At 68.2% G+C, this 26,303-nt stretch carries 24 protein-coding genes; 12 read left to right on the top strand and 12 right to left on the bottom strand.

Features of this window, described 5'->3' with window-relative positions:
- Window positions 1-348: 348 nt before the first annotated feature.
- On the bottom strand, window positions 349-765 hold the full coding sequence (locus OHA34_RS14265) for a hypothetical protein (protein ID WP_285941470.1): 417 nt from the start codon (window positions 763-765) through the stop codon (window positions 349-351).
- A gap of 343 nt (window positions 766-1,108) precedes the next feature.
- Between OHA34_RS14265 and OHA34_RS14260 the strand changes: the two genes are divergently transcribed.
- Entirely contained in the window at window positions 1,109-1,372 is a 264-nt protein-coding gene (locus OHA34_RS14260) for a hypothetical protein (protein ID WP_285941468.1), read from the top strand.
- Entirely contained in the window at window positions 1,266-1,979 is a 714-nt protein-coding gene (locus OHA34_RS14255) for a helix-turn-helix domain-containing protein (RefSeq protein ID WP_329521882.1), read from the top strand. The genes OHA34_RS14260 and OHA34_RS14255 overlap by 107 nt, the downstream gene beginning before the upstream one ends.
- Window positions 1,980-2,133: 154 nt before the next feature.
- Here OHA34_RS14255 and OHA34_RS14250 read toward each other — a convergent pair whose 3' ends face one another.
- The gene (locus tag OHA34_RS14250) at window positions 2,134-3,051 is read right to left on the bottom strand and encodes a recombinase family protein (protein ID WP_329521881.1); all 918 of its coding nucleotides are present in this window, start codon (window positions 3,049-3,051) and stop codon (window positions 2,134-2,136) included.
- A gap of 351 nt (window positions 3,052-3,402) precedes the next feature.
- On the opposite strand from OHA34_RS14250, the gene OHA34_RS14245 reads away from it, so the two are divergent.
- Complete coding sequence (locus tag OHA34_RS14245; protein ID WP_329521880.1) at window positions 3,403-3,975, top strand: TetR/AcrR family transcriptional regulator; 573 nt, start codon at window positions 3,403-3,405, stop codon at window positions 3,973-3,975.
- A 31-nt stretch (window positions 3,976-4,006) separates the two neighbouring features.
- A complete protein-coding gene (locus OHA34_RS14240; protein ID WP_329521879.1) occupies window positions 4,007-5,317 on the top strand; it encodes an FAD-dependent oxidoreductase in 1,311 nt (436 codons plus the stop codon).
- 511 nt (window positions 5,318-5,828) lie between these two features.
- Here OHA34_RS14240 and OHA34_RS14235 read toward each other — a convergent pair.
- Window positions 5,829-6,512, bottom strand: a complete 684-nt coding sequence (locus tag OHA34_RS14235; protein WP_329521878.1) for a LysR family transcriptional regulator substrate-binding protein — start codon at window positions 6,510-6,512, stop codon at window positions 5,829-5,831.
- 55 nt (window positions 6,513-6,567) lie between these two features.
- On the opposite strand from OHA34_RS14235, the gene OHA34_RS14230 reads away from it, so the two are divergent.
- Window positions 6,568-6,951, top strand: coding sequence for a DUF5997 family protein (locus OHA34_RS14230; protein ID WP_329521877.1), 384 nt, complete (start codon window positions 6,568-6,570; stop codon window positions 6,949-6,951).
- Between the two features lie 180 nt (window positions 6,952-7,131).
- On the opposite strand, the gene OHA34_RS14225 is transcribed toward OHA34_RS14230, so the two are convergent.
- Genes OHA34_RS14225 through OHA34_RS14210 form a run of 4 tightly spaced genes read right to left on the bottom strand, consistent with a single transcriptional unit; the run spans window position 7,132 to window position 12,597 of the window.
- Window positions 7,132-7,365 carry an IS3 family transposase gene (locus OHA34_RS14225; protein ID WP_329522405.1) on the bottom strand — a complete coding sequence of 78 codons (234 nt, stop codon included), beginning with the start codon at window positions 7,363-7,365 and terminating at the stop codon, window positions 7,132-7,134.
- A gap of 18 nt (window positions 7,366-7,383) precedes the next feature.
- Window positions 7,384-8,556 carry a hypothetical protein gene (locus tag OHA34_RS14220; protein ID WP_329521876.1) on the bottom strand — a complete coding sequence of 391 codons (1,173 nt, stop codon included), beginning with the start codon at window positions 8,554-8,556 and terminating at the stop codon, window positions 7,384-7,386.
- The gene (locus OHA34_RS14215) at window positions 8,553-11,480 is read right to left on the bottom strand and encodes a DEAD/DEAH box helicase (RefSeq protein WP_285941453.1); all 2,928 of its coding nucleotides are present in this window, start codon (window positions 11,478-11,480) and stop codon (window positions 8,553-8,555) included. The genes OHA34_RS14220 and OHA34_RS14215 overlap by 4 nt, the downstream gene beginning before the upstream one ends.
- A 16-nt stretch (window positions 11,481-11,496) precedes the next feature.
- On the bottom strand, window positions 11,497-12,597 hold the full coding sequence (locus OHA34_RS14210; protein ID WP_329521875.1) for a hypothetical protein: 1,101 nt from the start codon (window positions 12,595-12,597) through the stop codon (window positions 11,497-11,499).
- Window positions 12,598-12,864: 267 nt separating this feature from the next.
- Here OHA34_RS14210 and OHA34_RS14205 point away from each other — a divergent pair, with 267 nt between their 5' ends.
- The 3 genes from OHA34_RS14205 to OHA34_RS14195 all read left to right on the top strand — a co-directional run bounded on the left by OHA34_RS14205 (window position 12,865) and on the right by OHA34_RS14195 (window position 15,151).
- Window positions 12,865-13,839 carry a site-specific integrase gene (locus OHA34_RS14205; RefSeq protein WP_329521874.1) on the top strand — a complete coding sequence of 325 codons (975 nt, stop codon included), beginning with the start codon at window positions 12,865-12,867 and terminating at the stop codon, window positions 13,837-13,839.
- 43 nt (window positions 13,840-13,882) lie between these two features.
- On the top strand, window positions 13,883-14,284 hold the full coding sequence (locus OHA34_RS14200; protein ID WP_285941447.1) for a tyrosine-type recombinase/integrase: 402 nt from the start codon (window positions 13,883-13,885) through the stop codon (window positions 14,282-14,284).
- Window positions 14,285-14,890: 606 nt separating this feature from the next.
- Window positions 14,891-15,151, top strand: coding sequence for a hypothetical protein (locus OHA34_RS14195; protein ID WP_329521873.1), 261 nt, complete (start codon window positions 14,891-14,893; stop codon window positions 15,149-15,151).
- A 10-nt stretch (window positions 15,152-15,161) separates the two neighbouring features.
- Here OHA34_RS14195 and OHA34_RS14190 read toward each other — a convergent pair whose 3' ends face one another.
- From OHA34_RS14190 to OHA34_RS14180, 3 genes are all read right to left on the bottom strand, one after another.
- Window positions 15,162-16,004 carry a hypothetical protein gene (locus OHA34_RS14190; protein ID WP_329521872.1) on the bottom strand — a complete coding sequence of 281 codons (843 nt, stop codon included), beginning with the start codon at window positions 16,002-16,004 and terminating at the stop codon, window positions 15,162-15,164.
- Window positions 15,997-20,520 (bottom strand): AAA domain-containing protein, encoded by a 4,524-nt coding sequence (locus OHA34_RS14185; RefSeq protein WP_329521871.1) that lies wholly within the window; start codon window positions 20,518-20,520, stop codon window positions 15,997-15,999. Before OHA34_RS14185 ends, OHA34_RS14190 begins: the two co-directional genes overlap by 8 nt.
- A 207-nt stretch (window positions 20,521-20,727) precedes the next feature.
- Entirely contained in the window at window positions 20,728-20,952 is a 225-nt protein-coding gene (locus tag OHA34_RS14180; RefSeq protein ID WP_329522404.1) for a transposase family protein, read from the bottom strand.
- 339 nt (window positions 20,953-21,291) lie between these two features.
- Here OHA34_RS14180 and OHA34_RS14175 point away from each other — a divergent pair, with 339 nt between their 5' ends.
- The 3 genes from OHA34_RS14175 to OHA34_RS14165 all read left to right on the top strand — a co-directional run bounded on the left by OHA34_RS14175 (window position 21,292) and on the right by OHA34_RS14165 (window position 23,594).
- Complete coding sequence (locus OHA34_RS14175) at window positions 21,292-21,498, top strand: hypothetical protein (protein WP_329521870.1); 207 nt, start codon at window positions 21,292-21,294, stop codon at window positions 21,496-21,498.
- Between the two features lie 3 nt (window positions 21,499-21,501).
- The gene (locus OHA34_RS14170) at window positions 21,502-22,203 is read left to right on the top strand and encodes an integrase core domain-containing protein (protein ID WP_329521869.1); all 702 of its coding nucleotides are present in this window, start codon (window positions 21,502-21,504) and stop codon (window positions 22,201-22,203) included.
- A 146-nt stretch (window positions 22,204-22,349) separates the two neighbouring features.
- Complete coding sequence (locus OHA34_RS14165) at window positions 22,350-23,594, top strand: hypothetical protein (RefSeq protein ID WP_329521868.1); 1,245 nt, start codon at window positions 22,350-22,352, stop codon at window positions 23,592-23,594.
- A 233-nt stretch (window positions 23,595-23,827) separates the two neighbouring features.
- Here OHA34_RS14165 and OHA34_RS14160 read toward each other — a convergent pair whose 3' ends face one another.
- A complete protein-coding gene (locus tag OHA34_RS14160) occupies window positions 23,828-23,962 on the bottom strand; it encodes a hypothetical protein (RefSeq protein WP_329521867.1) in 135 nt (44 codons plus the stop codon).
- A 118-nt stretch (window positions 23,963-24,080) separates the two neighbouring features.
- Here OHA34_RS14160 and OHA34_RS14155 point away from each other — a divergent pair, with 118 nt between their 5' ends.
- The gene (locus tag OHA34_RS14155) at window positions 24,081-25,151 is read left to right on the top strand and encodes an integrase core domain-containing protein (protein ID WP_329521866.1); all 1,071 of its coding nucleotides are present in this window, start codon (window positions 24,081-24,083) and stop codon (window positions 25,149-25,151) included.
- Window positions 25,152-25,858: 707 nt separating this feature from the next.
- Here the strand turns inward: OHA34_RS14155 and OHA34_RS14150 are convergent.
- Window positions 25,859-26,239, bottom strand: a complete 381-nt coding sequence (locus OHA34_RS14150) for a CU044_2847 family protein (protein ID WP_329521865.1) — start codon at window positions 26,237-26,239, stop codon at window positions 25,859-25,861.
- Window positions 26,240-26,303 lie beyond the last annotated feature (64 nt).

Raw genomic sequence — 26,303 nt, 5'->3', positions numbered from 1 at the left:
GCTTCCGGAGCCGGGGTCTGTCCAGGTAATGGCTATATCGCTCTTTGGGCTTTGTTGCATATTCGGTGGCGGCGGCCTGATTTCAAGGTGTCGCGATCGGTCACACAGGAGATCAACGATCTTGTGAAGCTGGTGTTCTCTGGCCCGCCCCCGCCGGTCATTGAGGGTGTGATGGGCCAAGGCGAGCTGATCTGGGTGCGGGCACGGACACCCGACGGCTGGGCGGCATGCCCGGGGTGCAGTACCGGGTCGGTGCAGGTGCACACCCCCACAGCAGTCCCCCGGCCGAGCTCCCGAGAAGAACTACAGCCGGAAGAATCAATTGCTACGACCGGTTGAGGGCAGGTGCTACTGCGTCTCGCGGATGAGGGTGGCGACCTGACCGTGAAAGCGCACGATGGCGTTGTGCGGTGTGGATTTTATCCACTCTTCGAACCCGGCCATTGAGCATTTGCTGACATTGATCGGAGCGGAGCCGTTCGGGCATTTGCCTCCGGCGACGTACAGGACGGTCTCGTTGCTGGTATAGAAGGCGACGTCGTCGACGATGAACCTGCCCATCGTCAAGTGGTGCAGCCGACCCCACACCGACCCGATCCGCTTGTCCGCCGAGGCGCCCGAGCCTTCAGGAGCGGGGGTGCCCACCGTCGCGGGTGCGGAGTCGGCGGGCGACGAGGGCTCCGCCGCGGATTCGCCGGCGCCGTTACAGGCTGTCAGGACGAGCGTCAGCACGGCCGCCACTGCAGTGATCATGATCTTCTGCATGCACTCCGCTTTCATCCTCGATGCGCGACCGTCGTGATCGGCCCGTCCTGAATGAGATGCGGCGCTGTCAGATGAGGTTGGCGTGCCGAGATGTGATCGATGTTACCCGGTTCGTCCCGAACCCGCCGCCCGTAAGCCTCCTGACCTGCACCGCGAACTCCAAGCGGCTGGCCTCGCCCGCCGCTTGGATCCAACACCCGGCGACTGGCGGGCAGGACGCTGACAGTCCGTGCCAGCAGGCCTATCGCTGGAACCTGGACCGTGTACCGCTCGAATACTTGGTTTCGTGCTCTGAGCTGGGATTTTGCTGCGGGGCTACGGCAGGCACTGCGATCCTCTCGAGGTGTTGTTGTCGGTGTTGTACCGGGCGGTTCGGGGCTTGCTCGGGCTGCTGGTGGTGCTGGTCCGGTCTGATCTGTCCGAGGACGTCGAGTTGCTGGTGCTCCGTCACGAGAACCAGGTGTTGCGCCGTCAGGTCGCAGGTCGGCCGCGCTGGGGTCATGGCGACCGGCTCTGGTTTGCTGCGTTGTCCCGGCTGGTCCCACCGCCGGCGGTGGGCCGAACTCTTTCCGGTTGTTCCGGCGACGATCCTGCGCTGGCGCCGTGACCTCGTCGCCCGTAAGTGGACCTTCACCGATCGGCGGCGCCCAGGTCGCCCCCGCACAGGTGCGGCGGTCAGGATGCTGATCCTGCAGATGGCGAGGGAGAACCCGACGTGGGGGCACCGGCGGATCCAAGGCGAGTTGGCCCGTCTCGGGTATACGGTCGCCGCGTCGACGGTGTGGGAGATCCTGCACGCGGCCGGTGTCGATCCCGCGCCTCGCCGGGGCGGGCCGACCTGGCGGCAGTTCCCGCCTGCTCAGGCGCATGCGATCATCGCGTGCGACTTCCTGGTGGTGGAGACGGTCTTGCTCAAGCGGCTGTATGTGCTGGTGTTCATCGAGCACGGCACCCGCAGGCTGCATCTGGCCGAAGTGACCGCGCACCCGACCGGAGCGTGGGCGGTGCAGCAGGCCCGCAACCTGGCTATGGAGTTGGGGGATCGTATCGGCGCGCTACGGATTCTGATCCACGACCGTGATCCGGTTCTCACCGCCGCGTTCGATGAGATGTTCAAAGCCGAAGGGCTTCGGATCGTCAGGACCCTGCCGCGAACGCCGCGGATGAAATGCCCCCCGGACCCCCAAGCCCAGCCCGTCCAGGACCCGGGTTGAACTCAACGGTCGGCGATCCATCCGACGAAGATCCGTCGTGAAGGGTGTGATCAACGAATATCATCACGCCGCATAACAACGGCTCAGGCCACGCAACTCAATAATCGAGCGGTACACGCTTTCTGGGCTTGAGTTCCGGAAGATTTGTCGCTGATTATTCACCCCTGGTTCGGGGTTGACGCGGGTTTCGTACTCGCGGCGGGCCTTGCGTTGGGCGGGGGTGGCCGGGGCTGCGCCGAGGGGCAGGGCAGTGGCCTTGGAGTCGGCGGTGGACTGCGGGTGCGGCGCTGACGTGCAGGGTGTAGCCCTGGCCGCGCCGCACCGCTTGGCCGTGGTCGAGCACGGCCCGCTCGACGTCGTCCAGGTCGACCGCGCGAATGAAGTCGGCGACCTTGCCGGGCATGTCGAGGGTGACCGGCAGTTCGGGGGCAGGGGCCACCGCCTGGCCGCTGGCGTTGTGGGCCGGCATGAGGTTGGCGACGGCGGTGCAGCAGGCGCCGCGACTGACGCCGTGCTCTCGGGCCAGGGCGGCGGTCGAGGTGCCGTCGGAGTAGGCGGTGCGGACAACGCCGATCGTGACGGCGGTGATGGCGGGGCGGCGGCCGCCCTTGTCGCCCTTGGCCTTGGTGGCGCGTAGTCCGTCGTAGGTGAGCTCGCGTTGCAGGTCGCGTTGGAGTTCGCCGGCGGCGGCCAGGGTCTGCACCATGAACTTCACCGTCGACAGCAGCTGGCCGGTGCGGGGGTGGCGGGCGGTGAGGCCCATGCCCGAGAACGCGCCGTCGTGGATGCGCAGGGCCAGTCGATCGCGGTGCAGCACGTCCAGGACGTCGAGGATGTGGCCGGTGCCGCGCACCAGGCGGAACATCTCGGAGATGTGCACGGCGTCGCCGGCCCGGGCATAGGTGAGCAGTTCACCGAACCTGGGGCGCTGGAGCGGGTGCAGGCGGCTGGAGGTCCCGGCCTGTTCCTCGAAGACGACCGGGTTCTCGATCTGGGCCTCGGCCAGGACGAGGTTCTGCCGGGCGGTGGAATGCTGGTCGGTGGAGACCCGTTTGTAGACCAGGTTCGCCATCGAGGGAGCCTTCCGGTGGGCTGGAACGGCTACTTTCGGTCGTCAAACCTGTCATGAATCGGCATTGGATCCGATTGGATCGGCGCGGCCGTCGAGCCCTGGTCGGGCAGGGGCCATTGGACGCGTGCGGCGCCTGTCGTCAACCGTTCGTTTGCCGACACCACAGAAGCCAGCTTCGCAAGGCTGCGGCCCGGCCCGCCAGCTACCGTTGAAGATTCCCCCCGCCCTCAAGTTCCGAAAGTCATACCCCGAGGCGTCCGCCGCCGCTGCCGCTTCACCAATCGGATTGACGTCGCATCGGCTCGCCTGATATTAATCCACCAACTGGTTGGTGGATTAATGGAGGCGGGCATGGCGGCGACACGACGAGGCAGGCCACCGGCTGGTCCGGAGCGTCGGAACGCGCTGGTGCAGGCGGCGTACCAGTGTCTGGCCGAAGGCGGGTTCGAGCGGTTGCGGATGCGGGACGTGGCCGCCCAAGTGGGTATCGACCACTCCTCGATCCATCACCACTTCCCCACCAAGCAGGATCTGGTGGTGGCGGTCGTGGACTACGCCACCGGGCAGTTCCGGTCGACCACACCACCGGACGGCGGCCCCGTTGAGCGCCTGCGGGACCATCTGGCCACGCTCCGCCAGAAGATCGCCGACCAGCCCGAGCTCCACATCGTCCTGCGCGAGTTGGATCTGCGGGCCCGGCGCGACTCCGAGCTGCGGGAGATCATCGCCAGCCGGGAGGAAGGCTGGCGGAACTCACTGCGCGCTCTGCTGACCGATGCCGCCGCGGCCGGAGCGCTGGGCCCGGGCGTCGATCCGGCAACGGGAGCGGAGCTGGTCATCGCCACCGTCAAGGGAGCGAGCCTGGCTTCCAGCCGCGCCGGCGACGTCCTCGAACTGCTCGATCAGCTGCTGATCCGCACCTGACCCCCGGTCTGCCCCCCAGGAGGAACATCTCATGTCCACACGTCCACTCCGGGCCGTCATCGTCGGGGCCGGCATCGGCGGCCTGTGCCTGGCGCAGGGCCTGCACGCCGCCGGGATCGACGTCGCGGTTTTCGAACGCGACGCCGCGCCCGATGCCCGGTTGCAGGGATACCGGCTCAACATCGAACCAGTCGGTAGCCGGGCGCTGCACGACTGCCTTCCCGCGCACCTGTGGCAGGTCCTGGTGGCCACCGCCGGTGATCCCGGACCCGGCATGGGGGTGTTCACCGAGCGGCTCCGGCTGCTGATGCGGGAGGACGCCCCGCCCGCAGAGCGTGACCCGTCCGAACAGACGCACGCGGTCAGCCGCGTCACGTTGCGGCGGCTGTTGCTTGCCGGTCTGGACGACGTCGTCCACTTCGGCAAGGAGTTCACCGGCTACCGGCAGAACGCCGACGGCACCGTCACCGCCCAGTTCGCCGACGGCACCTCGGCCACCGGCGACCTGCTGGTCGGCGCGGATGGCGCCAACTCTCGCGTGCGGCGGCAACTGCTGCCACACGCGCGACGGACCCCCGTACCCGGCGTCGGGATCGGCGGCAAACTCCGGCTCGACGACGGGGCGGCGTGGCTGCCCGAGGAGATGACCAGCACCAAGAACATGTTCCTGCCCAAGCGGGACTTCCTGTTCACGGCGGTGTTCCGCCGCCGGGAGACCGACGGGGCCACCGTCGAACGCATCGGCGACCAGATGCGGGCCGCCGGCCTGGACCCAGAACTGCTCGTCCAGGACGCCAAAGACGACGACTACGTCATGTGGGCCTACGTCGCCCACCGGCGCGTGCTGCCCGCAGACCTGCTCGACGCCCCGGCGGGCGGGCGCGGGCAACGGCTGCGCGAATTGGTCACCTCTCGCCTGACCGACTGGCATCCCGACCTGCGCGAGCTGATCGCCCAGACGCCCGCCGACACCATCGAGCGATTCGACTTCGCCACCGCCGAGCGGGTGAAGCCCTGGCCGACCACGAACGTGACCGTGCTGGGCGATGCCATCCACTCCATGCCGCCGGTCGGCGGTCTGGGCGGCAACGCGGCGCTGTACGACGCAGGCGCGCTGCGCCGCGCGTTGATCGCAGTCGGCCAGGGTGAAGACGACCTGCTCCCCGCCCTCGCCGCCTACGAGCGCGCGATGTTGAACAACGGCTTCGCCGCCGTGCGAGCCGCGACCATGTACCTGCGCCTGGCCACCCTGCCCAGCCGCACGGTCCGCACCATCGCACGGACGTTCTTCCGGCTGTGCGGCGTCCTCCCCCCACTGCGCCGCGCGATCTTCTCGGACTGACCCTTCACCGGGCGTTCCCAGTCGGCCGACCGGTGTCCGGTTCGTTGCTCCGCAGCAGCGCTGAACCGCGCGCCCGGTTCTGCGCGGGGCCGGACACCGAACTCGGGGCGGAGGGCCAAGCAGCGACGCCGAAGGGCGCCCCCGTTAAGAGGGCGCCCTTCGGCGTGGCCACCTATGCCGCGCTAACGTCACTGCCCAGCCGGTGAGTGCTCACCAGATGCCATCTCGTGGTGGACGGGGTCGTGGAAGGGGCGGAGCCCAGCACTCGGTTCGGCGCGGGTGAAGGCGTAGCGGCCCAGGAAGTTGATCGCTGGGTGTGCCGGCGGACCGGTCCGTAGTAGCGCTGAAGCGGCGCAGATGTCGTCGGTGAGGGTGAACCCGATCGAGTATTTGAGCCGGCGCCGGGGCCGCCCGGTCGAGGAACTCAGGGGATACCCCCTCGCCGGGCTTGTTCATAAGTACTCGCAGGTCACATGGGTGACAGGATCTCCGGCGCCCACAATGACCCTCTTCACGTCCGGCGGCGCTTTTGGTGGCGGTGCTTAGGGGTGGAGCGCTGGCGCGGCGGCTTCTTGCGGATGGGCTGTTGTTGGGCGTTGCGGCCGCGGGAGCTGTTGGGGGTGCGGCCGCGGACGATGCCGATCAGTTCCTCCATGAGGTCGGTCGTCACGGCCTCAAGCCAGGCCAGGCCGATCTGGGATTGAGGAGCGTCGGTCACGGTGCGGTAGGTGAGGTCTCTGCGGTGGTGGAGGCGGGCCAAAGACTGCGGAAGCAGTAGAGTGCCGGCCCCCGACGCCACCAACTCGATCGCATCAGCGGTGTTCTCAGGACGGGTGAAGGCAGGCTGCCCGGGGCGGTCGCCCCAGGTCAAGACCTCGTCGAGCGGCTCGAACACGTCCTCGTCGGCGAGATCGGCAAGCTCCACCTCCTCCACCGCGGCCACCGCGTGATCCTTGGGCACCACCACGACGGTTGTTTCCAGGTACAGCGGGATCACATGGAGGGCCTCGCGGTCGACGGGCAGGCGTACGAACGCCGCGTCCACATCACCCTTCCGCAGCAGGGGGACAACATCGGCGGCGGGGAGCTGCACCAGCCGAAGCGGCACATCCCGCACCCGCTCGGCCCACACCCCAGCCCACTTCGCGGGCGTCACCCCCGGCACGTAGGCCAGCCGGAACTCACCTTTGGTCACTCCCACAGCCTAGTCACGTCCGGGCAGCCCCCATCCGCTGGCTACCCTTGAGGTCATGAGCACGTTCAAGGCAAAGACCCCGCAGACCATGAAGTCCGCGACCGCGGCCAAGAAGCTGGGGATCCTGCTGTCGGCAGCGCCCACCGAGTTCCAGGAAGGCCCTGTCTCCCGGGACGGATTGAACGCGCTCCAGGCTGACCCGCCCTCTTGGCTCGCCGACCTCCGCCGCGAGGGCCCCCACCCCCGCCAGGTTGTCGCCGCCAAGCTCCGTGTCTCCGCCTCAGGTCTGGCCCGCGCCGGCATCACGGGCCCCCTCACCACAGCCGAGATCGAGAACCTGAAGGCCGAAAACCCCGACTGGCTAGAACGCGAGCAGGCCATCCGAGCCAAAGTCCGCGAAGAGGAACTCCGCCTCAAGCAGCAGCGCGCCAAGGCCTGACTCACGTGATGCCCCCGGCCGACGTGCAGGACCGAGGCATCCCAGGATGCCAAGCCGGCTGGGAAGTGTACGGTCTCCGATTCTGTCGCTCTTTCGGTGGTAGATCCCCAAGAACTCGGCGGTGCTCTGCCCGTTCCTGAGGTTCCCCCCGTTCCACGGCCCGTTGGTGTTGCCCCGGTTTCACGGACTCGGTGATGAGGAGACCAGGTTCGACGGGTGGGTGGTTTCGAAATGTATCGGGCTCATGTAGTGCAGGGCGGAGTGGCGTCGGTGGCGGTTGTAGAACCCTTCGATGTACTCGAGAATCGCGTTGGCGAGTTCTACGCGGGTCCGCCAGCGTTGCCGGTCGAGCAGTTCGGTTTGCACGCGCGCCCAGAACGATACGGCCACGGCGTTGTCGTACGGGTCGCCGATCGTCGAACTGGATAGCGATCAGCCCTTCAGGTTGAGGGGGCCGTAGCCGACCTTGCGGGCGTGGCGCCGGAGGGTCTCCTCGGTGAGGGGCGAGGGGAGTTCGAGCTGGCCGGACATGCGTTCCAGGAACTCGGTGAGCTGGTCCCGGGTGCGGCGGGTGGTGGAGACGTAGGCGAGTGCGCGGCTCAGGGCGGCTTTCTCGCGGGTTGCGGAGTCGTTGCACCACAGCTGGAGGACGTGGCTGCGGGGGGCGACGTACGCGCCAAGCATGCTCAGGGAGAATGTGTTCTTCGGGCGGCTCTCCTTGTCGGTGTACCGGGACGGCGGCAGGTTGAGGCGGGGGCTGTCATGGTCCTGCCACACGATCGCGTCTGGGGCGATGTCGCGCTGGCGCATCCAGCCGGCGAAATGGTCGCGCGGCTCCTCGGCGTCCGAGGCCTCCACGACATGGGTGGACCTCGGCCAGTTGTTGAAGATCTTCTCGATGTGCAGGTCGCGGCGGTCGGCGACGCCGGAGTAGACCATCGTCGTGCGGGCGCCGCCCTTGCGCGCCCTGATGACGTAGCAGGGCAGGAACGCCTGGTCGACGCTCGACACTTCGAGGTTCAGTAGCTCGTCGGGCAGGTCGTAGTCGCCACGGTCGGGACGCCGGGCCAGGTCGTCGACGGCGCCCGGTTGGAAGGGTCCGCCGTGTTGGAGCAGGCGGAAGGTGCGCTGGGCGTGGGCGGCCTCACGGTCGAGGACGCGGACGCCGGGCGCGTAGTGGGCCGTGCGCAGCGGGCCGCAGCGGACGCCGTCGAAGTAGATCCGGAGCTTCTCGCGCTTCTCGACGTAGCGGCGGTCGTCGCGGACCGCCCGGAAGCCGCGTGGTGTGAGGGTCAGACTGCCACCGTTCGCCTGGACGTGACCGATGCCGTGCAGAAACCGCAGGACCTGGTCGACCATGCGCTCGGAGACGCCCAGGAACGTGGCGATCTCCGGGGTGGTGGTGAAGCGCGCGTCGGCGATGGCCAGGCCGACGTACCGGTCGAGCAGGTCGAACGGGCCGCGTTCCTCGATCGTGGCGTCCAGTTCGGCGGCGTGTAGGGGGAACGCGAGGGAGTGGACGCGGAGGGGCCGGACGCCGGGGAGGCTCGCCGCGTGTTCCAGCGCGCGGGTCTGGGCGTAAAGCGGGCCGTCGTTCCTGCTCACGTGTCCTCCCCGAGAGCGCCCATGACGTCGCGGTAGGCGCGGAGGTCTCCGCGTCGCCGGACGTGCTCGTGCAGGTTGTCGACCATGCCGCGGAAGAGCGGGTCGCCCGTGTTGAGCAGCGTGCTGAGGTCGCCGATGAGGATCAGCCGCTGCCGGGCGCGGGAGAACGCCACGTTCGAGCGGCGGACCTCCCTCAGGAACCCGATGTGACCGGAGGGGTTGCTGACCGTGAAGCCGAAGATGATCGTGTCGTGTTCGCCGCCCTGGAACGAGTCGACGGTGGCGACGCGACGGGCGATCGTGTCCTCGTCGCCGATCTCCTTCGCCAGCAGTTCGGAGACCAGCCCGATCTGCGCGGAGTATGGAAGGATCACCGCCCAGTCGCCGGAACGCGCGTGGTAGTGGGCGGCGAGCCGGGCCGCCAGTTCGGCCTCCCGGTCGTTGAGCCAGCTCCGCTTCGGCCAGGGTTCGTCGGGTCTCGGTCTCCTGCTGCGGCGTTCTTTCTGGGGCAGCGTCGAGGTGTCGACGAACGCCAGCGGCGCGGCGAACAGGTCGTCGCGGTGCGTCCGCTCGACGGCGGTCTCCAGGAATCCGCCGTAGAACTGGTCGGACACGAACCGGGCCACGATCTCGGGCATCCGGCGCTGGTAGCGCAGCAGTTCACGGTGTCCCGGCGGGACCTTGGGAAAGGCGAGCTCGAACGCGCTGTGGGTGACCAGGCGGGCCAGGTCGGGGTCGTTCGGGTGCTCGGCCGTCGCCCAGGTGAGGAGCTCCTGGTCGGGCAGCGGCGGCAGCTGGACGTGGTCGCCGACCATGACGGCCCGCCGCGCGCGGACGAGCGGCACGAGCGCGTCCACGGTGGCGATCTGCCCCGCTTCGTCGACGACGGCCAGGTCGAAGCCGACGTCGTCGAGATGTTCGCTCGTCGCGCTGCCGATGCAGGTCGCGCCGATGACGTCGGCGTACCTGATCAGCTCTCCGTACAGCTGTTCGGTCCGGCGGCTGAGCCGTTCGCGCCAGGATCTCAGCAGCTCCAGCCTCCGGCGGGCCAGGGCGAGCGCCTGTTCCGCGGCCTCATGGAAGACGGCCAGCGCGGCGGGGTCGGCCGCGATCGGCGGTAGGGGGCCGTCGAGCAGGTCGCGCAACGCTCCGGCGACGCCCGCGGCCTGGTCGGCGCGGGCGCCCTGCTCAGTGAGGGCTTGCTGATGGTCGCGACGGAGCGCGTTCAGCTCGGGGTGGGTGCCACGAACGCGGGCGAGCTCGGCCAGCAGCCCCTTCCGGTCGTTGTCGATCGCGGCGAGCGTCCGGTGAACCCCGTCCGCCTCGGCCCGCGCGTTGGCGGCCTCGCCGTCGATGCGAGTCACCCGTCTCCTGACGAACAGCCCGATCAACGGCATCTCGGCCGTGCGCCGGGCTTTGGCCAGCGAACGTTCCAGACGCTGGAGCACCTCGACGCGCTCGGCGAGCATCGCCTGGTGCTGCCCGGTGGCCTGGTCGAGCGTGCCGAGCCTGCGCCTCAGGTCGAGGGTGACCTCGCCGTCCTTCGTCGCGACGGCCGCGGCGCGGCGCCCGACGTCCTCGACGGCCTCGACGAGGCGTTCCCTGTCGTAGGCGAACTGGCGGCACAGGGCGTCGGCGGCTCCTCCGGCCGGGTCGGCGGCGGCGTAGCGCCGAAGGTGCGGCTCGGTCCGTTCGACGATGTGCTGCTGGAGCTCACCGGCGCGGGCCTCGAGCGTGAGGTGCTTGCAGTCCGCGGTGACGCCGTCCTCGCGCCCGACCCGCAGAACGAGCAGGTCGTCGGGCAGGTCCTTGAGCACGTTGTCGACGGCGCGGTTGGTGTACGAGGTGACCAGGACCTTGCGGTCCTCCTCGGCGCAGGCCAGGACGAGCTGCCGGATCGTGTGCGTCTTGCCCGTGCCAGGCGGCCCTTGGATCAGGGCCAGGTCCGGGACTTCCAGGGCTTTGTGGAAGGCGCTGAGCTGGCTGGGGTCCAGGGGCTCGGCCGGGCGGGTCCCGACCGCCGGGCGGAACGGCTGGTAGACGCCGTCCACCAGGGCGGGTAGCAGCGCCGGATTGTGCGAGCGCCGCTCCCTCAGGATCTCGACGGCCTCGCGCCGCTTGTCGTAGGCGACCAGGTTGGGCGACTCGGCGAACGAGCCGACCTCGGGGATGCGGTCGAAGTCCACAGGGCGTTCGAACCGGACCCTGGCCACGCCCTCGTCGATCTGCTCGACCCGGCCGCGCAGGTCGGGTTCGCCGTCGATGTGGACGCGGGAGCCGGTGGTCAACCGGCCCGCATTGAGCAGGTGGAACGCGTGCACCGACCTGGCCGAACGGCGAACCGCCGCCACGGGTGCCACCCTGCGGTAGGTGGACAGGCGTCCGGCGCCGCCGGTCGCCTCGATCCGGCGCCCCTGCTCGATCAGCGTCGTCAGGCGGTCGAGGTACCGGGCGTGCGTGTCGGGGAGGTCCTGGCGTGGCTCGTGCGAACCGATGATGCCGGCGTTCCAGGCGGCCTGGACGGCGGGCCAGCCCGATAGGTGGCGAAGCTCGCTGGGGTGGGCGTGGACCCGCCACCCACCGGCCCGCAGCAGCAGCGCTCCCCGGGCGATCTGGTCATGGTCGTCGAAATGGAGGGGGTGGATGCCCCCCACCCAGTAGCCTCGCTCATCGCGAGTCGGGAAGAGCATGAGGGCGTACCGGTCGTCCACGTAGACTTTGAGGAAGTCGTCGCGCCCGTCCCTGCCGCGTTCGACCCGGCCGGCCAACGGCTGCCGCGGCCCGTACGCCCAGAGGTCTCCCGTGATCGCCTGCAGGTCGGGCAGGAACGGGTGCCGGACACGCTGTCTCATCAAGGTCTCGGGGAACTTCCGGGACCAGACGAGCCCGACCTCGGGCCCCAGATCGACGACCTTTCCCGTCACGTTCCTCTCCCCAGGGTCAGCGGCGCAGTTGCGCACCGAGTTCGCTGATGTGGCCGCGTTCCGCCGGATCCTCCGAGAGGGCCCGGGCGAGGGCTCGCGCGAATCCCTCAGGAACGGCCGGATTGAGGATCGAGGCCGACACCATCGGGACCGGCGACCGTCCCGTCACGATCAGGTGAACGAGCTCGGCGAGCGCGCGAACGTCATCGGCGGGCGCGAACCGATCGGACGGATCGCTGGAATGGGCGAAAGCACGGCCGGTGTCGCGCAGGGCGAGCGCTCCTCGCCGATCGGTCAAGATCGAGCCGAGTGTGAGGTCGCCATGGGCCACCCCCTTGGCGTGCAAGGCGGCGAGGCCCGCGCACACGTCCTCGAGAGCCGCGCCGAGCACCTTTACCGTCTCCGCCGCACGCCCTCGGCCTTCGTAGAAGTCCCCCATCGAGGTGAACGACGGAACGTCGACGGCGAGCACCAGCTCCGCCGGCGTCAGCGCAGCCGCCGCCACCGCGGGCAGGCCTGGCAGCCCCTCGCCGAGGAGGTCCTGTTCGGCCGCGAGCTCCGCGCGCCACCGCAGGGTCTCGGGACCGGGCTCCCGCGATTCGGCCCTCCGGAGCCAGACGTGCCGGCCGTCCCGCCCGAGGGCGAAGGTCCGGGAGACGACGGTGGCGTTGTCGGCCGACCACTCCTCGACCGGAGCGCCCGCGACCCTGAACAGATCCTCGCCGATCTCGACCACCTCGCCGAGACCGAGGGGATCCTCCGCGACCTCCTTGACCGGCGCAGGGCGTGCCCTCTCGACCGCGACCCAGCCCTCGTGCTCAGCCTTGATCGCGAGCAGTGTCTCCCCGGGCCAGAGCGCGGGGGCCTTGTCGATGGTCCGGTGGCAGGCGGGGCAGAGCAGCATGAGATTGGCGACGCCGTCGATCTCGGCAGGCCTGTCCATCTCGGCGCGCGGCCCGCCCGGAGAGGACGGGGCGATGTGTCCCATCTCGCCGATGTGCGCCGTGCTCCCGTCGATGTCGACATTCCGAAGGCACATGCTGCACCGCCGGTCGGCGGCGTCGAACAGGGCCCGCCGCACGCCCGCCGGAATTTGCTGCCGCTCCTTCTTGGCCACGCGGGGAATCGTAACGACCCACCAGGACAATCCGCCGTGGTATCACCACAAAACGCAGCCGAACGACATTCAGTGATCAACCTGGGAGGATGCAGGACCTTGGGCTTCGCGGTCCCCGGGGGACTCGATCAGCACGAATTCGATGGGCCCATGGACGTCGGTCTCGGTCATCAGCACTGGAGCCCACCCGGTTCCGTTCACAGCAGGAAGCGAGCGGCTCGTCGCGTTGAGCGTCCCCTATGGTTCTGCGGGGTGTAGGTGTCGGCGGTGACGATTTCGACGAGTGCTGGTGGGGTGTACCGGCGGTGCGGCTGCCTGCACCCCGAGACTGGCAAATCCTGGGGCCGCTCCTGTCCGAAGCTCGTGCCTGGGCGGCGGCATGGCAGTTGGTATCTGCGGCTGGAGCTTCCCGCCGACCTGGATGGCCGCCGCAGGCGGATCAGCCGTGGCGGCTTCGCAACCCGCAAGGCTGCCGAGGCGGCGCTGACCCGGCTCCGAACGCCGAGCGCAGGCGACGCGAGTTCGAGCTTGCTGACGGTGGGGGACTGGCTGTCGCACTGGATCGCGACCCGCAACCGTGCTTCCTCCACCGTGTGTGGCTACACCAGTCATGTCCGGCTTTACCTGTCCCCGTACCTGGGCAAGCTCATCCTGGCCGAGGTCTCGGTGGCGCATGTGCATGCGATGTTCACCGCGATCGCTCGGCACAGCGAGGCGCTGGGCAAGCCGATGTCGCCGGCGACGCTGAACCGGATCCGCGCGACCTTGCGGACAGCGCTCAACGCCGCCATCCGCCAAGGCCTGCTCAGCGACAATCCTGCCGCCCGGGTGGAGTTGCCGGGTGCGCGCCGTCCGCGGGCGGTGGTGTGGACCTCAGCGCGTGTCGAGCACTGGGAGAAGACCGGGGAGCGGCCGGCGGTGGCGGTCTGGACGGCGGCGCAGACGGCCGAGTTCCTGTACGCCATCGGCGACCACCGCCTCTACGCCGCCTACCACCTGATCGCGCTGCGCGGCCTGCGCCGTGGCGAGGCCGCCGGGCTGCGCTGGTGCGACGTCGACCTGGACGGCGGCGTGGCGGTCATCACCCAGCAGCTGCAGCAGTATGACCGGCATCTGACGGCCTGCCCGCCCAAGACCGCTCGTAGCGCCCGCGTCATCGCTCTGGACCGCACCACCGTCGCCGCGCTGCGCGACCACAAAGACGGTCAACGACACGAGCGCGCCCGGGCCGGCAAGCAGTAACCGCGACAGCGGGTACGTTTTCACCTGCCTCAACGGCGGCCCGATGGCCCCGGACCGGCTGACGCGTACCTTCACCAAGCTGATCGCCGAGCATGGCCTGCCACCGATCCGGCTGCACGACCTCCGGCACGGAGCGGCGACCCTCGCCCTGGCCGCAGGTGTGGAGTTGAAGGTGGTGCAGGAGATGCTCGGCCATTCCAGCATCGTGCTCACCGCCGACACCTACACCTCCGTCCTTCCCGAGGTCGCCCACAAAGCGGCCGAGAAGACCGCCGCCCACGTCCTCAAAGCAGGCCGACTCGTCCCGGGAACCAAACGCACGCGCCGCCGCGCAGCAACCTCCAAGAAACGACGCGGACGCAAGAGCCGCACTGACCGGAGAGTACGGACTGGCCAGTCGAACGCTCATCCCAGCCGCCAGATCGGGCGTCCACAAAGACGCTGAGCCGCTCCGCCGCTGGCCTGCAGGGCCGCTTCGGGAGCGTATGACCAGAGCCTTTACGGCTCCCTGTCGCTGATACTTCGATGCAGAAAGGACAACTGAACACCATCCGGCGTGGCGAGTCGAAGGGCTCCACGCGCGATGATGCATGCCTGCGTACGGGGCATCGAGGGTCCCAAAGTGGCCGAGAACGTCTTGGCCCAATGCACGCATAGTGACGGGCGCAGGTTGGCCTCAGTTCGGCCTCATATGACGACAGCGACGACTCCCGTGAGGGGTGTCGTCGCTGGTCAGAGCGGGTGCGCCGTCAGGGACTTGAACCCCGAACCCGCGGGTTAAGAGCCTGATAACAGCGGATTCTTTCGTGATTCCGGCTGTTAAGCTGTGCCGCTCTGTCCACATCCAGCTGCGTTTATATGATGCCCCGTGTTGGCTTCTGACGCACAGTACCGGTACCCCCGAGCGAACAACGAGCGAACATGGTCCGCACGGTCAGTATCGCAGCAGTGCGCCCGGCAGCTTCCGTGGTGTACACACTGATCGACTGGACGTCGCCGATGAATGCTCGCGGGCCATAAGAACGATACAGAGGGAGGCCTCTAGTTCGAATTGGCGACACAGGACTCGGCGCGTGCGGTGCGCGAGCTAATGGAGAGAGGGCGTGGCGCGCTGGCGGAGGTCGGCGAGGCTGACGGGTTCTTCCTCGTCATCGAGATGGGCTTGCCAGTAATCCCATCCAGAGCCGGCCTCGGCGAAGTCTTCACGCGCTGCTTGGTCGACGGACTCGCAGTGATGTTCGTCCACCTGGGTATACCCGTCATCAAGAACCTCGGCAATGGTCGGCCGTTCGGGATCGACGGGAGTGAGTAACTCGGCCGCGCTAGCCTGGTGACCCCGTGGGGGCGCTGGCAGCCAGGTCGTTCAGAGTGGCGTTGACGACCGGCCAGCACATGTCGACGGTGTCGCGGTCGGGTGGATCACCCATCCGCAGTTGCGCGTTGGGATGGACGAGGTTGCGGTACTCGCGCAGGGCGTCGCAGGGGTACATCAGCGCGTCGGCGCCGATCCAGCGGTGCTTGCGAGCCAGTTCCAAAAGTTTGAACAGTGTGAGCGATTTGAGGTGATTGGGGGGCGGCGGGGGCGCCAGTCGGGTTCTTGCTGCCTCCAGCAGGGCGCCTTCCAACAGGCTGCCGAGCATGATGATCGCCGATACATGGCAGCCGTTCTCGGTGCTGGTTTGTGCCTCGTCCAAGCGGCTCTGCAGCACTGCGGCAAGCCTTGGGTCCTGGATGACCTCGCGCATGGTCGTGCGGAGTGTCACCGGGGCCAGCGTCGCGGCCGACGCCGATGCGGGGTCGCATTCGATGAGGCGGGGGCGGCCGGCGGGGCGCTCGACCTTGTAGCCCTCGTGGACGAGGATCTGGTTGAGCTGCTGGGTGACTTCGGTGACCGTCACGGCGGGTTCACCGAGGTACTCGCGTCCATCACATAGTCGGATCAGCACCTTCTCGATGTCGTCGGGCTGGTCGCGGTGCTCGCGCAGGTGCTGGGTGATCCAGTCCAGGCGGCGCTCGCCGTCGTAGTCGAAGGGCCCCTTCCAGCCGGCGTCGTCCAGGAAGCGCGCGAGTTCGCGGCCCTGGCGGTAATGGGGCCCGTCATCGCCGCAGATGAGCCGGGCGATTTCTTGGAGGGTCTTGTCGTCGAGGCGGCGCATGTCACTCATCGCGTGCATTCTCCAGTCCGGGGTCGGGCGGGTCGAGGGGGGTCCAGGCGCCGAGCTGGCTCGACTGGCTCGAGTGGGCGGCGGCTGCGGGTGCCGGGGCGATGCCGAGCTCGGTGAGGGCGGGCCACAGCGGCAGCAGCGCCCGGTCGGGGTCGAACCGGAAGTCGCCTTCGCCGACGCGCCGAAAGTGCCAGCCGGCTCGCCGTAGTTCGCGTTCGCGTTCGAGGTCGTGGCGGCGCTGCTGGGGGGTGCGGTGCCAGTGGTGGCCGTCGCATTCAACGGCCAGGCGGGCTGCGGTGCCGGTGACGACCAGGTCGATGCGTCGGCCGCCGCCGACCGGGAACTGCGGGACGACGTGGTATCCGCGTTCGCGGATCTTCAGGAAGACCTGCTGCTCGAACAGCGAGTCGAAGGGGCGGTGGAGTTCGCCGGGAGTGAGATCGAGCAGGTCACCGGGGGTGGTGGTGAGTGGCGGCGGCGCCTGCATGTAGGTCAGCAGGGAGTGGCGGAGATCGGTGCGTCTGAGCAGATGCGCCGGCGTTGAGGTGAACAGCCACATCTGATCGCGGGCACGGCTGGCGGCGACGTTCCATCGCTGCCGGTGTCCTTGCTGGGTGAGCGCGGGATGGGTCTTAGCGATCACCATGGACAACAGGATCACGTCGCGTTTGTCGCCCTGGAACTCCTCGGGGGTGCCGACGCGCAAGCGGCGATGCTCGCGTTCGCTCAGGTCCGGCAGTTCCTGGTCGATAATCCGGTCCAGCAACTGGACCTGCCCATAGCCCTGCAGCGCGATGACGCCGAAGGTCTTGCCGCGGTAATCGGGGTGGGCGAACAGCTCCTTGAGCTTCTCGACAATCAGTTTCGCCTCGACCGGGTTGCGAAGTTTGCCTTCGCGGCCTTCGGTGTAGCCGCCGTCGACGTGCACGACCTGGAGCGGGTCGAGCCGGCCGACGCCGTACTCGCGCAGCGCCACCAACTGCTTGTCGTAGAAGTTGGCCGACGACCATCCGATGATCTCGGGCATGCAGCGGTAGTGGTCGGTGAGGCGCTGGGTGTCGGGGAAACGGGTCTCCATGAGCCGGTAGAGATTGGACTTGGGAGAGAAGTCTTCGCGCCGCGACAGCTTGACGTTGGGCAGGTAGTCGTCCAGCCGGTCGAAGATCGGCTCGAGTTCACCGAAACTGCTGGGCGGCGGCGAGCACTGCTGGTCGTCGCCGACCACGATGACGTGGGGTGCCAGCCACAGCAGGAACGCGGCGTCGACGCGTAGCTGGCTGGCCTCGTCGATGATCACGACGTCGAAGCTGTCGGGAATGGGCGGGACCGTCGCCACGACCAGATCCAGCGGCATGATCCACGCCGGTACGGCGGCCTGGGTCTCTTCCATGGCCTCGCGGACGGCCGCCCGGTGGCGGCCCGCATAGCGCCGGCTGGTCCCCTTGCCCAGGTCGCTCATCCGATTTTTGAACGTCTGCAGGGCCTGGCGTTGGTGCTGAGTCATGCGTTCCAGACACTGCTGCCATGCCTTCTCGGCCGCCAGTTCCGCGGTAAGGCGCTGCAGCCGCCCTTCAGCCTCGTCCAGGGCCGCCTCGACTTGGCGCTCGTGGCCTGCGGGCGTGGTCTGGGACAGGAAGGCCGCCGCCCGGGCCCAACCCCATGCGGCGTCCAAGGCGCCCAGCCGCTGCTCCCATACCGGCTCATGCCGAGTTTCCTGCAGCCGTTCGACCAGGCCGGGGGCCGCTTCCCCGAGGGCCTGCAGCAGCGTGCGTTGCCGACGGCTGTCGGTTTGATCGCGTAGTGCCTGCCGCAGCCCTGGTAGCGCCCGCGCGTAGGCGTACGGGTCGAGCCCGCGCAGGGCTGCCCCGACAGCGGCGGCTTCAGGCGCGGGTTCGCTGTCGGGGGAGGCGGGCCGACAATGAGCTGCCCAGGCGTCGATGCGTGCGCGGGCCCGCTGGACGGCGGCCTGGTCCTTGACCAGGCGCATGCTGCGGGCGAAAGCGTCCCAGTGCGGCTGGTCATGGATCGCCTGCGGCATACCGCTGGTGATGAGGAGATCATTGATCGCGGCGTGGGCGTCGGCGAACGCCTCCACCTGCCCCAAGGGCGCGCTGCGGTTGCAGACCTCCTCCAAGCCCACCAGGAGCGTCCCGTGGTGAGTGATTGAGACTCCCAGTTGGACCCAGTGGGCGGTGGCAGCAGCCAGCGCCGAGGCGGCTTGCAAATGGATGATGAGGGCACGCAACTCCTCGGTGGTCTGCGGGGGCCGTCCGTTCACGCGTGACCGGTGCATCGCTTCCTCGGCGACGCGTTGAGTGCGATGCGGCATGACGCGCCGGAGCCGCCCGCCGCCGTCGAGGTAGGCGCACAGGTCGGTGAGTGCGGCGGCCATCGCGGCGGCTTCGGGCCCGTCGACGGTGGGCGCCTGGACATGGGCCATCTCCAGCGCTAGGACGTTGTCGCGGTGCCGCTGCACCTGCTGGGTCGTTTGCGCTGCCTTCTGCCACAGGCGACGCGCCCGTCCGGTCAGGGCATCGCGTAGCGCCCGGGTTCGCCAGTCGCCGCTCGGCCACGCCGTGGCCTGCTGCGGCATTCCCATCCGCTGCAGCGCGGTGACCGCGACCTGCAGGCGGCGTTCCAGTTCGATGAAGTCCGCATCGGCGAGTCGTCCCAAAGCGCCAGCCAGTTGATCGTGCCCGGCGATGGAAGTTGATGGCCTGGCGGCTTCGACCAGTTGCTCGAACTGCTCGGGAGTGGGCAGCCCGGCAGGGGCGGGCAGCCACTGCCCGAGCCGGCTCCGCCGGGTCATCGTTTCGGACCGCAGCAGCTGCAGCAGTTCCAGCGCGGCTACGGCGTCGAGTGGAGGCGCTGGCGGCCCCGATGCGGGCAGCATGGCGATCCAGCCGTGCAGCTGCCCGGCGCGGCGTACCCGCTCGCCGATCTCGGCGCGCGTGCCAGCGTAGCCGGGAGCCACCTCGCCGTGGTCGAGCGTCTCGGCCTCGCGTAGCTGCGTCACCTGCCGGTGCAGTTGGCTGATGCGGCGGCGCAGCTGGGCCCGTTGGTCCTGCAGGTCATTCACCGCAGCCCGTAGTTGGGTCGGGTTCCGGGTCGCGGCGTTGTCAGACAGAGCACGGATGGTGCGTTCGGTCTCCTCCCGGCCGGTGCCGCGCTGGTTGGTTAGCCGAATGCACAGGTTCCGCAGCTGCGGTGGCAGCATGTCGTCGTCGGCGAGGACGTCGAGCGCCTGGTCTTTGGCGCTGGTGACCAGGACGCGCTTACCGTCGGCCAGCAGGGCCGCTAGCAGGTTGGCGATCGTGTGGGTCTTGCCCGTCCCTGGCGGGCCCTGCAGGACGATCGCGGTATCTCTGCGGAGTCGCTCGAACACCGCCGCCTGCGCCTGGTTGACCGGGAGCGGGAACAGCGGATCATCGCTCAGTAGTTGATCGGCGGCGCGATGTGATCGTGTCCGCCAGGCCAGGCGCTCCTGAGTGTTCAGTGGAAGCAGTAGCTGGGCGAGGCCGAGAGGGCACTGGGCATCGCTCGACCGCAAGGTTGCTTGGATGCTTTCGTAGTAGTCCACCAGCCGGTTGCGGTCACGTGGCCGCACGATCAGTGCCGGGGAGAGGGTCAGCAGCGGTGTCGCGCCCGCATCCTCCGGCCGGTCCCATGTCTCACTAAAGCGCCCGGCCTGCTCTAGCGCTCGCTCCTGCCACCCGCGCAGAAGGTCGATCATTGCAGTGCTCAGCAGAGCCGGAGGTTCGTGATCGAGTTGGTCCCGCAGAAATCGGATTTGCTCGTTGAGGAAACCGTCGTCACGTTGAAGAAAGTACCGATCTTCAAGTTGGGGAAGGGCATCGTCGAGGACATTCACGGTCAGCCGCGAGGTACGGGGGTCCACCGTAACGCTCAACCGCACCGTGAGAATATGCCGCTGGATTTTGTGGCCGCCAGGTGAATCCCACGTCAGCAGCCCCAGCGCCGCGACCAGCTCCATCGCATCGTCATTGAGACTCAGCTGCCGAGCCGTTCGGGCTAGCTCCTTGCGCAGCCGCCGACGTGGCCGCGCCGTTCGCTCCGCGGCCGCCCAGTGGTCCCACTGTGGGCGCCAGGCCCGGTAGGCACGCACCAACTGTGCTGCCTGCTCTTGCGTGACCACCGCACCTGTGTCACCGCCACCGGCGGGTGGCGCGGCGGTGTCCAACGCGAAGGCCGGCGGCCGGTCCGGGTCGGCGACAGCCACATCCACCCAGCCGTGCAGCGGGGCCGCGAGCTCAGGTGGCGGGCGCTCGGGTTCGAAGTCGATTTGCACGAGCACGCCGTCCTCTGCCGGTCTCGATGGCCGCAGTCCCTCGGGCAGCTCAGACCACCACCAGACGCGCTCGTAGGCGGCCGTATCGCGGACGGGCTTGCCACTCGCCTGCACCAGATCGCGTAGGTAGGCGATCAGACCGCGGGTCGACTTCACAACAGCCGGATCCGATGGATGCGGTACCGGCGGCGGCGTGCTGGTGACCATTCCTGCCTCCCAGGTTCAGGACAACGTTCCAGGATGGAAGAAAAGATCGCAATGAACAAATCACGCTGCGGTAAGGATGCATCATCGCGAAAGCAAGGCATTTGTTGCCATGGCGGTGTGGAGAGTTGCATACTCTTGACTCGAAGATCGTGATAATGGAGTCGAGGCGAGAAAACCGGGTCCCTAAACAAGGAACTGTTTCCAACCTCAACTGGCGTGGTGATGCAAGGCGAGAATCGCCTGGACGAAGGCGGTCAGCCGGGCTGGTGAGCAGCGTGCGTGGCGCAGGATGTGCCAGCGTTTGAAGGTGCTGGCGCCTTGCTCGCCCACAGCCCGGACCGTCGCGTGGTGCCGGTTGAACAGCTTCTTGTGCCATCCGAGCTTGTGGCCCCTTGCGGCGGCGGTAGGGGGTGCCGATCGCGCCGTCGGCACCGATGTGAAGGCCACCGGGTTCCGTTCACAGCACCACCGAACCCGGAGTGCACCAACTTTCGCCGAACCCGGTGGGGCTCACGGCCCCACCGCAATCTGAACCAGCGACCGCCCGACGGGCGAAACGATGAGCCCCATCCGGCATCGACCGCGTCTTGCGCCGTGATCAACTCGGCGGAAGTGGGCCTACAGCGACCGGCGCTGGCCGGGACGGCCGCCTACCGGCGTTTCGGTCAACACGCTGATTCTTCGCATGGCGCGGGAGAACCCGACCTGGGGTCATCGAAGAGTCCAGGGCGAACCGGCCCGGCTCGGCTACACGATGGCCGCTTCCACGGTGTGGGAGATCCTGCACGCCGCCGGTATGGACCCCGCACCCCGGCGTGCCGGCAGTTCCTCACCGCCCAGGCTCACGCGATCAACGCGTGCGACTTCCTGGTCGTGGAGACAGTCCTGCTCAAACGGCTGTACGTGCTGGTGTTCATCGAGCACGGAACTCGCAGACTTCACCTGGGCGGCGTGACGGCGCATCCGCCCGGGATGTAAGCGGTGCAGCAGGCCCGCAACCCGGCCATGGACCTGGGCGACCGCATCGACACGCTGCGATTCCTGATCCACGACCGCGATCCGCTCTTCACGACCGCGCTCGCCGTGGTGTTCAGGGCCGACGGGCTGCGAGTTATCACAACCCTGCCGCGGATGCCGCGGATGAACGCCATCTGCGAGCGCGTCATCGGAACCCTCCGTCGCGAGCTCCTGGACCGGACCCTCATCCTCGGCGAGCGAGACCTGGCGATGGTCCTCCGCGAGTACCTGGTCCACTACAACCGCCACTGGCCGCACCAGTCCCGGCAGCAGCGCCCACCGGACATCCAAACGCAGCCGATCCAGGACACGGCCGAACCCATCGACCTCCGCCGCATCCGCCGAAAACGCCTCGTCATGGGCTTGATCAGCGAGTACCACCACGCCGCATGGCCGCAGTTCAGACCACGTGACCCAACAATCGAGCGCCACAGGGTTCCGCAGGGCATCACGACCACCGCGGACGCTGCCGCCGAGGCGGGTTACGACCGTGTGAGGGCGATCGTGATCGGTTGGTACTACGACCAGGGCGGAACCGAGCGCGGTGTCCAGCTGTCGTTCGTGGACTACTCGACGCCGGGTGCGGCGACCTGCAGCGCAGACTTCGCAGACACGCCGCCGTACTCTTCTCGATCTCGGGCGTGTCGCCACGGTCGCGAAATGTAGGTTGCACACCGTCCGCTCAGGCATCTTCGCCGACGAGCGCCTGCGGGACCTACAGAGGGGACGGTCACTCCATCATTGGAGTCAGCGCCGAGTAACTCGGCGCGTCCTGCCAGCCCCGGGTGTCCCCACCTCGATCGGAGACCGTCGTGAAGAACAGCGTGTTGTGGCGAGTTGTCGACAACGACAGTGGCGCCGAGGCCATCGTCAGTACGCCTGCCGAGGCGGTCGCGTTCATCAACAGCCGGTTCGACACCGATGAGAACGACGAGCCGTTCAGCTTCACCGAGGTCGGTCCCTTCGTCCTGAAGCCGCTCGGCGTCATCACCGCGTGGGCGGCCAAACAGGACGACGGGCGGACCGATGGGCGAACTGCACCGATCACGATCAGGCCGGTAGTGACTGACGGCGCCATCGACAAGTGCGACGACGTCGTGCTCTGGGGCGACGTGCAAGTCACGTGGGATCACGACGTGTACACCGTCAATGGGCCGGACGGCTTCGAGTGCAACGTCGCCGACAGCGCAGCCGAGCTCAACGAGATCCTCGACGAGTACGCCACCGACTACGAGTACGTCGAACCTGAAAGGTCCGACGGCCACGCGCGACCGAGCCAGCGAGAGTTGATCCGGTACGGCGCCCAGGAGTGCGCCAGCCGGTTCGGGCACCTTGACGACGACGCTCTGCTGTGGCTCGCCGCCACCCGGATCACGCTCGCCCTGTGGCGCAACACGCCTGTCGAGAACTGGCATGCCGGCAGGAGCCCGCTGCACGACGGCATGATGATGCGGATCAACGCGGCGACCACCCGGTTCGTGCGCTCGATGCTGTCGTTTGACCATGTCGACTGGGTCGCTGTCGGTCTCGCGATCGTCAACCCGTCTCGGGTTCTGCCGACTGGACAGTCCGTGCTCGAGCTTGGGTTGGCCTGCCACAGCCCTGACGACCCGGCGCACGAGGATGATCCGCGCGACGACCTCGCGGAGATGGCACAGGACGCGATCGGTTGGGGCCGTGCGTACCGCCTCCACGAGCAGGAGTTCGGCCTGCGGCCCCTGATCGAATTCTTCTGCGCGTTCGACAACGGCTGGTTCGGCGCACCTAGTTGGGGGCGCATCGTCGATCGGTTCGTTGCCGCAGTCGACGACCGGGAGCACGGGCACTGGCGCGTGCACCGGGACAAGCCTTGGTTCGACGAGTGGTTCACCAGCCGTCCGGCCGACATTGCGGACAACGCTGAACTGCGTCGGCTCCTGCTTGCCGGGCCGGACCTGCTGTCCGAAGCAGCTGCCGAATGGTGCGTGGAAGGTGCCATCGGCTACGTCTGTCGGGACGACCATGCGAACGGCTGCGGGCGGTGCGGTGTCCCGCCGGCGACAGAGTCGTCGAATTAGTCGTCGGTTTGAAGCGCCTGGTCCGATGGAGCCTCCACCCGACCCGGGGTGCCTCTGTATTTGTCAAGTCACGGTGATGGAGGCATATAGTCGCTGCTGGCGGGTTCGGGAAGTGGCTTGTCCGAAGATCCGGCTGTCGGGGTTGGGCCGGTCGCGCTGGATATCAAAGACGCCCCCGAGTGTCCTCCCGGGCCCGTCCTAGCGCGGCGTCGTTCGTCGCTGGTCATGACCCCTCAGGAGCCGGGATTGGACATCAGCTCGCTCGCATGACCGAGATCGCCGCTGGTGATCGCGGTGGCGAGGCGGTGCTCGGCCCGGCGCCGGCGCTTCATCAGCGCCTCGTACGACAGACCGAGCTCGTCGGCCACCTGGCGGGGATCGACGTGTCGGTGCCGAGAACTTTGTCATCGGCTGTGAACTGCGAGGAACCTGATCGTCTGCATGTTTGGCCACGGGCTCCGCGCAGGTGAGGCACTGTCAGTTCCTATGGCGCTACGTCTGGTATATCTCGCGGTGTTGCGGGTGTTCGGCTGGGTGATGCTGCTGGCTCGGTCGGATGCGGCCAAGGACGTCGAGATCCTGGTGCTGCGGCATCAGGTGGCGGTGCTGCAGCGGCAGGTGAAGCGGCCGCGCCCTTCGTGGGCGGATCGAGCGGTGATCTCGGCGCTGGTCCGGCTGCTGCCAGCCGTTCATCGTCGGCGGCTGCGGTTGTTTGTCTCCCCGCGTACGGTGCTGCGCTGGCACGCTCGGCTGGTGCAGCGCCGCTGGACCTTTCCGCACCGGCGGCCGGGACGTCCACGCACCGCGGCGGTGATCCGCGGGCTGGTGCTGGAGATGGCGCGCGACAACCCGACCTGGGGCTACCGGCGGATTCACGGTGAGCTGGTCGGCGTGGGGTACCGGGTGGCGCCGTCGACGGTGTGGGCGATCCTCAAGGACACCTGCATCGATCCCGCACCCGCGCGAGCCGGGCTGAGCTGGCGCCAGTTCCTGGCCGCACAGGCCCACTCGATCATCGCGGTGGACTTCTTCCACGTGGAGACGGTGTTCCTGCGCCGGGTGTACGTGCTGTTCTTCATCGAGCACGGCACCCGCCGGGTCCACCTGGCCGGCGTGACTGCACATCCGTCGGGGGAGTGGGTAACCCAGCAGGCCCGCAACCTGCTGATGGACCTGGGGCAGCGCGCCGACGAGCTGAGATTCCTCATACGCGACCGCGACACCAGGTTCACCGCAACATTCGATGCGGTGTTCACCTCGATCGGCGCTCGGGTCATCGTGACGCCGGTACGCGCTCCGCGAGCCAACGCGATCGCCGAACGCTGGGTCGGCAGTGTCCGCCGCGAGTGCACCGACCGGATCCTGATCGCCGGCGAACGCCACCTGCGCCGCGTACTGACCGAGTACGCCGATCACTACAACGCCCACCGGCCCCACCGCAGCCTGGACCAGCGACCGCCCGACGGGCGAAACGATCAGTCCCCATCCGGCAGCGTCCGCGTCTTGCGCCGTGACCGACTCGGCGGACTGATCCACGAGTACTCGCAGGTCGCATGAGGTGACACAGTAATCGGCACCCACAGGGTGCAGAAGCAGTTGCCGGGCGCACGAGTGAGAAAGCCCATGCTGGAGCGCAGCAAAGCCTCCGGGCCGCACTGCTGAACGGTTCTGTGGTCCCAGTGGAGCCATACCTCAGGCAGGAGGCCCGGGTTCCGCGGGGGAAGGGCCGAGGATCTGGTTGCGGTGCGTCCTGTGCCCCGACAGCGTCTTCGAGCTGATGGCGTATTCACGGACTCACCCGAGGTGTCCCATCTCCAGGACGCGCCACGTGAGTTGTGGAATACCTCCGATGTGGCTGAGCAGCGCGGACCGGAGCCGGAGGCTCCTCACCGGAGGGCATCGACCTGGAGCTCACCGAGAGCTGCGGACTTCAGCCGTTGCCTGGTAGCCGCGTCGACGAACCTCGCCCCCTCCCGGGGTCGATGCCGCCCTACCGAGGCAGCGGGTCGAGAACACCGTACCCGGGCATGATGATCTCCGGGGGCGGCCGGGCCAGCGCGGCTACAGCCCCTTGTGGCGACGTGACGCTGTGGGCAGAGGGGGCTTCATCTCGTGGGGACGGATGCGGAGGGCACATTCGTGCCCCCAGCGCTCGTGTAACTGTCCTGCGATCAAGGTGAGCTACACGGGCACTGGGGGCAGATGGTGGCCGTTGGGCTCCGACTTGTCGGTGACAGCATGATCGAGGCCCAACGCTGGTGCTGTCAGGCCCCGGATGCCTGGTTCTGTTCTGGTTTCCAGGTGGCGGTGACTGTCAGATGCGCCTGTCCGCTGCCACTGACGATGCCGAGTTTGAGGTCGTGTCCGAGCTGAACGCCGAAGGTGACGGACACTTCGTCGGGTGGGGTCGCCCCTGTGGTGATCGCGTCGTGCACGTCCTGGACCAGCGAGCCGAGGGGTTGCAGCGTCGTGCGCAGTGCGTCGGCGGCGACGGCGGCGGCTGCCCGCCTTCGCCTTGCGACTGGAACGAGAGGGCCGATACCGTCCGGTGCCTGCTCCGCGTCGGAGGTGGGACGCTCTGCGGGCTGGATCAGGAAGTGGACTGTGGTTCCGTCCGAGAGAGCGAAATCCTGTGAATCGTTCATGCGGATCATTCTGCGGGGAGGACCCTGGCCGGACAGCGGTGTTGCCGGACTCGGTCGCAGGTTC

The sequence above is a fragment of the Spirillospora sp. NBC_01491 genome (assembly GCF_036227065.1).
GTDB lineage: Bacteria > Actinomycetota > Actinomycetes > Streptosporangiales > Streptosporangiaceae > Spirillospora > Spirillospora xylanilytica.
Note: the sequence above shows the minus strand (reverse complement) of the source record. Positions and strands in the feature narration are given on the sequence as shown.